At 36.5% G+C, this 9,133-nt stretch carries 9 protein-coding genes; 8 read left to right on the top strand and 1 reads right to left on the bottom strand.

Annotated features, from left to right (window positions below; all coding sequences use genetic code 11):
- Window positions 1–1,140 precede the first annotated feature (1,140 nt).
- Together BIV60_RS26715 and BIV60_RS26710 are read left to right on the top strand one after the other, a co-directional pair.
- Window positions 1,141–2,469, top strand: a complete 1,329-nt coding sequence (locus tag BIV60_RS26715) for a nucleobase:cation symporter-2 family protein (RefSeq protein WP_071358692.1) — start codon at window positions 1,141–1,143, stop codon at window positions 2,467–2,469.
- Window positions 2,470–2,500: 31 nt separating this feature from the next.
- A complete protein-coding gene (locus tag BIV60_RS26710; RefSeq protein ID WP_071358691.1) occupies window positions 2,501–3,733 on the top strand; it encodes a PucR family transcriptional regulator in 1,233 nt (410 codons plus the stop codon).
- Between the two features lie 36 nt (window positions 3,734–3,769).
- Here BIV60_RS26710 and BIV60_RS26705 read toward each other — a convergent pair whose 3' ends face one another.
- Window positions 3,770–4,498, bottom strand: coding sequence for a PucR family transcriptional regulator (locus tag BIV60_RS26705; RefSeq protein ID WP_071358690.1), 729 nt, complete (start codon window positions 4,496–4,498; stop codon window positions 3,770–3,772).
- A 206-nt stretch (window positions 4,499–4,704) separates the two neighbouring features.
- Between BIV60_RS26705 and uraD the strand changes: the two genes are divergently transcribed.
- From uraD to BIV60_RS26675, 6 genes are all read left to right on the top strand, one after another.
- Entirely contained in the window at window positions 4,705–5,205 is a 501-nt protein-coding gene (uraD, locus tag BIV60_RS30710; protein WP_071358689.1) for a 2-oxo-4-hydroxy-4-carboxy-5-ureidoimidazoline decarboxylase, read from the top strand.
- A gap of 114 nt (window positions 5,206–5,319) precedes the next feature.
- Window positions 5,320–6,291 (top strand): factor-independent urate hydroxylase, encoded by a 972-nt coding sequence (pucL, locus tag BIV60_RS30705; protein ID WP_071358688.1) that lies wholly within the window; start codon window positions 5,320–5,322, stop codon window positions 6,289–6,291.
- Window positions 6,288–6,641: a hydroxyisourate hydrolase gene (gene uraH, locus BIV60_RS26690; RefSeq protein ID WP_071358687.1), complete on the top strand. Its 354-nt coding sequence runs from the start codon at window positions 6,288–6,290 to the stop codon at window positions 6,639–6,641. Before pucL ends, uraH begins: the two co-directional genes overlap by 4 nt.
- Window positions 6,642–6,684: 43 nt before the next feature.
- Window positions 6,685–7,203 (top strand): thiol peroxidase, encoded by a 519-nt coding sequence (gene tpx, locus BIV60_RS26685; RefSeq protein WP_071358686.1) that lies wholly within the window; start codon window positions 6,685–6,687, stop codon window positions 7,201–7,203.
- 207 nt (window positions 7,204–7,410) lie between these two features.
- The gene (hemA, locus tag BIV60_RS26680) at window positions 7,411–8,787 is read left to right on the top strand and encodes a glutamyl-tRNA reductase (protein WP_071358685.1); all 1,377 of its coding nucleotides are present in this window, start codon (window positions 7,411–7,413) and stop codon (window positions 8,785–8,787) included.
- A gap of 73 nt (window positions 8,788–8,860) precedes the next feature.
- Window positions 8,861–9,133 (top strand): IDEAL domain-containing protein (locus BIV60_RS26675; RefSeq protein ID WP_071358684.1); only part of this gene is annotated, 273 nt, incomplete at its 3' end.

Below are 9,133 nucleotides of genomic sequence, written 5' to 3'. Positions count from 1 at the left end.
TATAGATTTGGTGTGATTCCTTGGCAGTCCCGCCAATCCAATTATATCAAGGCTTTTAATGAATCCTTTTATTACATAGATCAGAGGGCTGATATTATACCCTAGAACCCCACTGCTTTAGCGGTAGGAGTTGTCAGAAAATATATTCAAGGAAAGTTGAAAGGAAAAATCTTTGAAGTATACGAAATTATACTTTTAATTTTAATTATTATTTATTAAGAATAATAATCAGAAAATAGTTGAAATTAAGAACTTTTGGTGTTAACATTATAAATAGAAATCGAAACATTGTTTCTCAATAAGCAACATATGGATTTCATTACACTTTGGGAAGGGAGAAGTAAATTGCCTTACAAGTAAAAGACAAAATAGTGGTCAGAGGATTACAAATAGAATTAATAAATTAGCGGCAATCTCTGTGCCTTCAATCGGTGTAATTCGATTGTCTTTTACAAAGGAGTTTCGTGAAGGCAAGGAATTAGTAGTAAATGGATGACGGAAGCGGGCATGACGGTACGAATTGAATCCTGCATGGGGTGATCAGCATCCTCGGTTTTGATATCCGGGAAGTGAAGTGGAATTATCGGAATTAACAGAGTATTTACGTGTAATATTAGAAATTGGTTATATCAGTGAGGGCTCACAAGATTGTTGTCTTTGAAGTAAAACCGGTTGGAAATGAAAATTCGGATGTGGTAGTTGCACAATCCAAACGGCTTTTGTCCAAGCCTGGGCAAGAGTTTAATGCATTGTTCTTAGATTTATTCTTAATAAAAAACGATTGTGAATTATAAAAAAGGGAGGAATTGTGGCAAGTTACACAGAATGATAAATTAAGTCTTTTTTTGACAGCGTTTCCACCGGTACTTGAAAATAAGGTAAATTTTTGATTAAAAGGGAGTAAAATATGTCTATATACGATGTAGTCATTAAAAATGGGACTATTGTGACTTCTGAAGATGTCTGAGGTGAATTTATAAATCAATCTCATAAGAATGTGATTCATAGTTTTTATTTTTTTGCAAAAATAATTCTGAATATTATTTATATTCCGTAAGTAGTTTGTTGTTAAATGAATAGTTGCCCCGGCCTTGTGAAAAATGCAACTCCAATATTTTCTTATATCAAGGAGGAACATGGATGGGAAAATTAAGCTTAGGTAAAACAATTGCGTTAGGATTTCAGCATGTTTGTGTTATGTATGGCGGCGCTATAGCAGTCCCATTAATTGTAGCCCATTCGCTTGGATTGACACAACAACAGCTTGTTTATCTTATTTCGTTTGATTTATTGTCATGCGGTATTGCGACTTTAATCCAAGTAATTGGTTTTGGGAGTATCGCCGGTATTCGATTACCCGCTTTAATGGCCGTATCCTTTATCGTTCTTGATCCTGCCATAGCAATTGGCAAGGCATATTCGATAACGGGTGTATTCGGGGCAGTTATGGTTTCAGGAATAGTAATTGCCCTTTGTGCACCGTTTATTGGTAAGTTGGCAAAGTTTTTCCCTCCTATTGTTTCGGGTTCTGTGATTCTCATAATTGGTATTACCTTAATGCCTGTTGCGATGATTAATGCCGCTGGCGGTCAAGGAGCTAAAAATTTTGGGGATCCAAAGAATCTGCTCATCGCTGTATTTACCTTACTCTGCTTTTTAATTTTCAACACATTTTTTAAGGGATTTTTAAAGTCAATTTCTGTCTTAATTTCGATGATCATTGGTACAGTGGTAGCTAGTTTCTATGGAATGGTGAATTTTTCAACACTTAGTTCCGCAAAATGGTTTAATATTGTCACGCCATTTTATTATGGAACACCTACATTCCACCTTTCTGCCATTATTACAATGGTTATTATCTCCTTTATTATTGCGATTGAAAGTATTGGCGTATTTATGGCCCTTGGTGAATTTTCAGATAGGAAAATTGGCGAAGCCGATATTAAAAAAGGGCTTCGTGCAGAAGGAATTGGCGCATTCATTAGTAGTATCCTAAATTCCTTCAGCCATTCGACTTTTTCACAGAATGTCGGGCTAGTTATGCTTACGAAAGTAACAAATTTAAGTGTTTTGGTTGCTTCCGGGATTCTCCTTGTATTTTTAGGTCTAGTCCCAAAAGTAGGAGCACTCACCACTATGATTCCCGCTCCTGTTCTTGGTGGGGCCATGATCCCGATGTTTGGAATGCTAATTGCAGCTGCATTAAAAATTATTGGGAAAGCGGATATGTCTTTGCCATCTAATCAAATTACAATTGCTATTGGCGTCGGTATCGCATTAGCAATAAAAGGTGTCCCCACTGCCTTTACTTATCTTCCAGAAACACTTCATTTATTAATTGGGGATGGCGTTGTAGTTGGTGCATTAGTTCTTGTTATATTAAACGCATTGTTAAATGGTAGTTTGCAAGAAGCGCATTTTCATGGATTCGAGAAAGTAGAAACAGAAGCCATATTGGATGCTGAATAGAACAGGTTTTAATAAAATGGAGGCGTGAACAATGTCATTTCTGGTATCTGACTTTTTAAAGCTGCAGGTAATTGGTAGCAGCCGAATTGTAGCAGGGGATAGAGGGGTAAATAACAGCATCCGTTCTGTCAGCATTATGGATGCTCCCGATACATCATGGTTAAAACGAGGTGATTTGCTGCTAACTACCGGGTATGTCTTTAAAGATCACCAGGATACTCAGATTAAATTGCTCAATGACCTCGCCGGGAAACATTGTGCCGGTTTGGCTATTAAAGTAAAAAGGTTTTTTTCTGAAATTCCGGCAGTTATGTTGCAGGAGGCAGATCGCTTAGGTCTGCCTTTAATAGAATTATCGTCTGATATTGTTTTATCTGACCTGCTTCTTTCGGTAACGAAAGAGATTGTAAATTATGAAGATTTGTCTAATAAGAAAAATTCTTTAGTCTCACTAATTATGGGCCATCCACTCGGGCATGGAGATCTAGAATTAATCTCCCATCAATATAAGTTCATGCCTAACTCCAATTATATTGCGATGATGATATCAGTTAATCCCTATAATGGAGATAAACCGGTTATTAGTCCAACCACCTTTGCTCAAATGGCAAACGAGGTTGGAAACAAAGTAAATGCAAAGTTGCTAATGATTCCTAACAATAAAGATTTTGCAGTCATTTTAAATCCTCTTAATCTAAAAAAAACGCTCGATCTTGCCGCTTTTGCAAGAAAAACTGCAAGACTTCTGGGAAATCAAATTCAAAAGAAATTTCCCAAACAACCGATTCAAATCGGAATCGGTTCACCATGTATACAACTCTCGAGAATACATAAAAGCTATAAGGAAGCTAAGGAAGCTGTTCATTTTGGAAAAACAAATTCAGACTACATGCATTTGGCCCTTTACGAATACGCTGATTATGCACCTGAAGGTTTATTTCAGCATTTATCAGAAGACGTGTTAAAAGACTATGTCAAAAGTACACTAGAAGTGCTAACTACATATGACCAAGAGAATAACTCGAATCTACTGCAGACATTGGAGACATACCTGGAAAGCGGCGGCAAGCTAGCAGAAACTGCGAATGTTCTTTTTGTACATCGAAACACGGTGAAATTTAGGATTTTACGAATTGAGGAATTATTGGGTATTGATCTGAATGACAGCAAGACGGCATTTCGCCTTCAATTAGGGTTGCGAATCGCAAGGATGCTCGACTTGCTGTCTAGTTCAGAAGAAGTTGAAATAAAGTCAATGATTTAAAGATTTTTTAGGGCCGGAATGATTTCCCGGCCCTTTTTATATTTCCTTGGAATATTGGTAACTCCATAAGGCCAACTGTAATTTGAAAATATTCTCCCCATTGTTAAAATCCATACCAAGAAGTTCTTTAATTTTTGACAAACGCTGGTGTACGGTGTTGCGGTGAATACCCAGTGTATGAGCCGTTTCTGTCGGTTTTAGACAGCTATTCAGGTATACCGATAGTGTTTTGATGAAATCTGAATGATTCAACCGATCATATTCAATTAACGGAGACAGTAAATGAGTATAATAATTTTCTAGAACATCTTTTGGAATATATCGCAGTAACGAATAGATTTCAATTTCTTTTTCCTCTTCCATCGTCTCTTTGGACTGAACCGCCAATATTTTCCTTAGTACTGCAAGAACTAAATCAGCTATGGATTGTTCATCTGGAATTTGAAAGATGGGAAAAGAATATTCATCAGCAATAGAAATCATCTCAGAAGGCAGTGAGCGTTGAAAATGGTTGGTTTTGATTCCTAGTCCTGCACACTTCCGTTTTGCAAGATCCTGAACCAATTTAATTAAAGAAGCTTCTTCATTTTTGAAGACATACCCCGTAGTTAAGACCAAATCTCCTTCTTTAAGCCAATGAATAACATCAGGGGCGTCGAAACTATTAACTGATGTTATATAGTTGGAAATTCCATTAAAACCTGCAGCAATCTTACAAGTGTTTAATGGAGGACTGCTTAATGCTTCTGCTATAGTCAACTTCATGGTTCCACTTCCTTTTACAAGAAGTATCTAATTATCAATAGTTTACCTTATAGTGTGCTCAGAGCACAATGTAAACTAGTAAGATTTGTCAGGTTCGGCTAATGACCATAATAATAAATCCTATTAAAATTAAATTAATCCTTGGTAACTATGAAATAAGTAGTTTATGAGGGGAGATGGGCTCTAAATAGAAAGGAATGAAAAATATGAGCAGGAAGCTGGCAAAAATGAATGAACTAGACCAAACTGCTTTTACCGAAGCTCTTGGGTGGGTTTTTGAACATTCACCGTGGGTAGCGGAAAAGGCTTGGGTAAATCGTCCGTTTCATTCTATATCTGAACTGCATCGGACGATGGTTCATGTGGTTCAGGAGGCTGATCTTAATGAAAAACTTGCTCTTTTGAGGGCACACCCTGATTTGGCAGGGCGAGTTCAAATGGCAGATGCATCTGTAAAAGAACAAGCGGGTGCAGGCCTTCATCAGCTTTCAAGAGAAGAACATGAGGAATTTCTCTTGCTCAATAAGACATATATTGACAAATTCGAATTTCCTTTCATCATGGCAGTAAAAGGTCAAAACAAAGAGTCCATAAAGCAGATGTTGAGAAATCGGTTGCACAATGGACCTGAGGCTGAACTTAATGAAGCTCTGGAACAAATCTATAAAATAACTCGGTTTCGCTTAGAGGATTTTCTTAACGCCTAGCTTAGAGGTAATAACAAAATGCCAGAGCTTTGCTTCCATTCTTTTGTAAATGAACGGGCATAACTTCCGTTGATTTAGATTTTAAATGATTTAAAAATAGAAGGAGGAGTTTTTATGAGTTCAAAGGAAAGAGTTATGTATTATGGTAAAGGTGATGTATTTGTTTTCCGGACCTATCAAACCCCACTTGAAGGTATTAAATCAATTCCTGAGTCAGGCTTTTCTGGACGCAATAACGTTATTTTTGGAATGAATGCTAAGATTGCTCTTGAAGGGGATTTTGAGGAATCATTTACGAAAGCGGACAACAGCCGTGTTGTTGCTACTGATTCTATGAAAAACTTTATTTTACGCCAAGCAGCACAGTACCATGGACCGACTTTTGAGGGATTTTTAGCATTTGTTTGTAATCGCTTCCTTAATACTTATGCACACCTTACTGCTGTTGAAATTACTGCCGATGAAATTCCCTTTGAAACTGTAAATGTTGCCGGACAAGATCAATTGGAGGCAAGCCCGCTTGTTTACAGGCACTCAAGAAATGAATTAATAACGACTACTGTAAAAGTACAACGGACTGAGAAAGGGAATAAAATTGTAAAGCAAGAAAGCGGTGTTAAGAATCTTCACTTGATTAAAGTATCTGGCAGTTCATTCTACGGATTTATTCATGATGAATATACAACATTGCCGGAAGCAAAGGATCGTCCGCTTTATATCTACTTAGATATCCATTATCGTTACAACAATAATGAGGATGCAGTTTCAGACAATCCGGCTGTTTATGTTCCAGCTGAACAAGTTCGTGATATTACTACTTCTGTTTTCCATGAGGCAGAAACAAAATCCATTCAAGATTTAATATACCGAGTTGGTTTACGTATTCTTCAACGCTTCCCGCAACTTGCAGAGGTACAATTTTTATCTAATAACCGTACATGGGAAACCATTGTTGAAATCCCTGAATCTAAAGGTGCTGTTTTTACAGAGCCAAGGCCCCCATATGGATTCCAAGGCTTTGTTGTAGACCGTCAAGACCTTGAGAATGAAGGATTAGAGGTTTCTCCGGAAAAGGTAGAGGCATGAGCGGCAGATTAACAACCCATGTTTTAGATTTAGCAAAGGGTATGCCAGTAAAAGGATTAAAGATTGATCTCTGGAAACTTGAACCGGAGTGTACTTTTATCAAGTCAGTAAATACGAATAGTGATGGCAGGGTGGATTCCCCCTTATTAAACGATAATCAACTAACAGCTGGAGAGTATGAATTAATATTTTATGTTGCTGATTATTTTCGTTCCCAAGGTGCCAATTTACCCGAGCTGCCCTTCCTTGATAAAGTCCCATTAAGGTTCGGAGTTTCTGATCCGGACAGTCATTATCATGTCCCGCTGTTAGTTGCACCAGGCGGATATAGTACCTATCGCGGCAGTTGAATAATAACTCACCTTTATTGTTTGAAAGGAGGAAAATAGTTTAATGATAACAGAAAGCACTCGCAGGGCCACACTGGCAGGAAATCCCGTTACGCTGATTGGGCCTGAAATTAAAGTCGGTGATAAGGCACCAGACTTTGAAGTTTTGGCGAACGATAGGTCAAAGGTAACTCTTTCAGATTCAAATAATATGGTACGACTGATTAGTGTCGTCCCATCGCTTGATACCGCTGTATGCGACCAGCAGACCAGACGCTTTAATGAAGAAGCGGCAAAACTTGGTGAAAACGTTGTCGTAATAACCATAAGTGCCGATCTCCCGTTTGCCCAGAGCAGATGGTGCGGTGGAGCAGGAATAAAAAATGTCCAAACGTTATCTGATCATCAAAGTATGTCTTTTGGCACTGCATATGGGACTTACATGAAGGAGCATCGTTTGGAAAGCAGAGCTGTCTTTGTTGTCAATTCCCAAAATATTGTGACTTACGTGGAATATCTCTCTGAAGTTACGAATCATCCAAATTACGAAGCAGCTTTAACAGCGGTCAAAACTGCAAATTAGACTTTAGCAACAGTACTTATCAATTAAATTATGAATAAACACTTGGAATAAAATTTAGATTTTTAATAGTAATTTATTAAAAATTAACTGAATTATCGAAAATTGGATTTATGAGTGCGGTAAATATGATTCTAAGTTTACCGCACTTCCTTCCAATATTTAATGTCTTATCTTTTTCTGGAATGGTTTAAAAATGGAGTGGTACATGTGGAAATAATTGTTTTAGGCATGAATCATAGCACATCGTCTGTAAAAATTAGGGAGAAATTTAAAATACAAAAAGATTCTTATTCTAATTTTATTGAATCTTTATATCGTACCGAGGGTATTCAAGAGTGTGTAATTTTGTCAACCTGTAATCGAACTGAAATTTATGCAGTTGTAGATAAAGCACATACGGCTAAGCAAAAAATTATACGATTTCTTTACGATTCTTTTGAGGCAAACAAATTACAGATTACAAATAATTTATATTTTAAAAAAAATGATGAAGCTGTAAAGCATTTATTCCGCGTTATCTGTGGTCTTGACTCTATGGTTCTAGGAGAAACTCAGATTTTAGGACAAGTTAAAGAAGCTTATATAAGCAGCCACCGTCATCAGGCAACAGATACTATTTTCAATAAATTATTTAAACAAGCCATTACATTTGCTAAACATGTTCATTCAGAAACGGATATCGGCAGAAATGCTGTTTCTATTAGTTATGCTGCAATAGAATTAGGAAAAAAAATCCTTGGTCCTTTACATACCAAGACTGCTGTTATTTTAGGTGCAGGGGAGATGGCAGAATTAACGGTAAAACATCTTCACGCAAATGGAGCAGATAAAATAATAGTTGTGAATCGAACATATGAAAGAGCTATGAAATTGGCAGAGAAATTTAGTGCAACAGCCAAAACCATGGACCAAATTCACGATGTACTAATCGATGCTGATATTGTTATTAGTTCGATAGATACAAAAAAACATATCATCACCGTGGAAGATTTGGAAACTATTTATCTAAAGAGAAATCAACGCCCTTTATTCATAATAGATATTTCTGTTCCAAGAAATATAGATCCGAAAATTAATAACCTTGATAATGTTTTCTTATATGATATCGACGATTTGGAAGGCATTGTTGAAACCAATCTAGAAAAAAGAGCTCAAGAACGTGAAAAAATCAATTATATGATTGAGCAAGAATTGTTGAACTATCAGACGTGGTTAAGCATATTGGGCATTACACCTGTTATGGCTGCCCTTCGTTTAAAATCATTTGCAATCTATGAAGATGCTCTCAATCAAATTGAAAATAAGTTACCAGATTTAACTGAAAGGGAACGAAAAATTATTCGTAAATATTCAAAAAGCATCGTAACTCAAATGATGCATTCTCCCTTAATTGGAATGAAACAGATGGTTGCTACTAATTCAAACCAAAAGGAAATTTTGGACCTTATTATTCAACTTTTTTCTTTAGAAGAAGAAATAGACAAGCAACAAAAATCGAGAAAATGTAATTCAAAGCCAAACCTAGACTTATTCAATGTATTACATCCTTCTACTACCTTCGGGAATATTCCCGTCCACTCATGAATAAATGTGGAATAAATGAATGATATGTATTAGCAAAAGAAATCATATAAAAAGGTATTAGGGGTGATTTGCAATGGAAAAGAAAAAACCGTATAAAAGCACTTCATATAGTGAGATTATGAAATCGCTTAACTCATCAAAGAAAACTCAAGATGAGAGTTCAAATCTTGATACGTATATACAAAACGTCTTGGATGAAGCAATGGTTACTCGGCAAATTACGCTCCTAGAGGAAAAGATTGATGATGCTCTTGTATCAATGGATAAGCCCTTATTTCTTGAATTGGCCACTAAGTATAACAAATTAAGAAACCGACAACAAATGTTAATTGAAAAAAGAAGGCAT

It is taken from the genome of Bacillus sp. MUM 116, from assembly GCF_001866655.1.
In the GTDB taxonomy this organism is placed as follows: Bacteria; Bacillota; Bacilli; order Bacillales; family Cytobacillaceae; genus Neobacillus.
The sequence above is the reverse complement of the archived record's forward strand: the minus strand, read 5'-3'. Positions and strand labels throughout refer to the sequence as shown.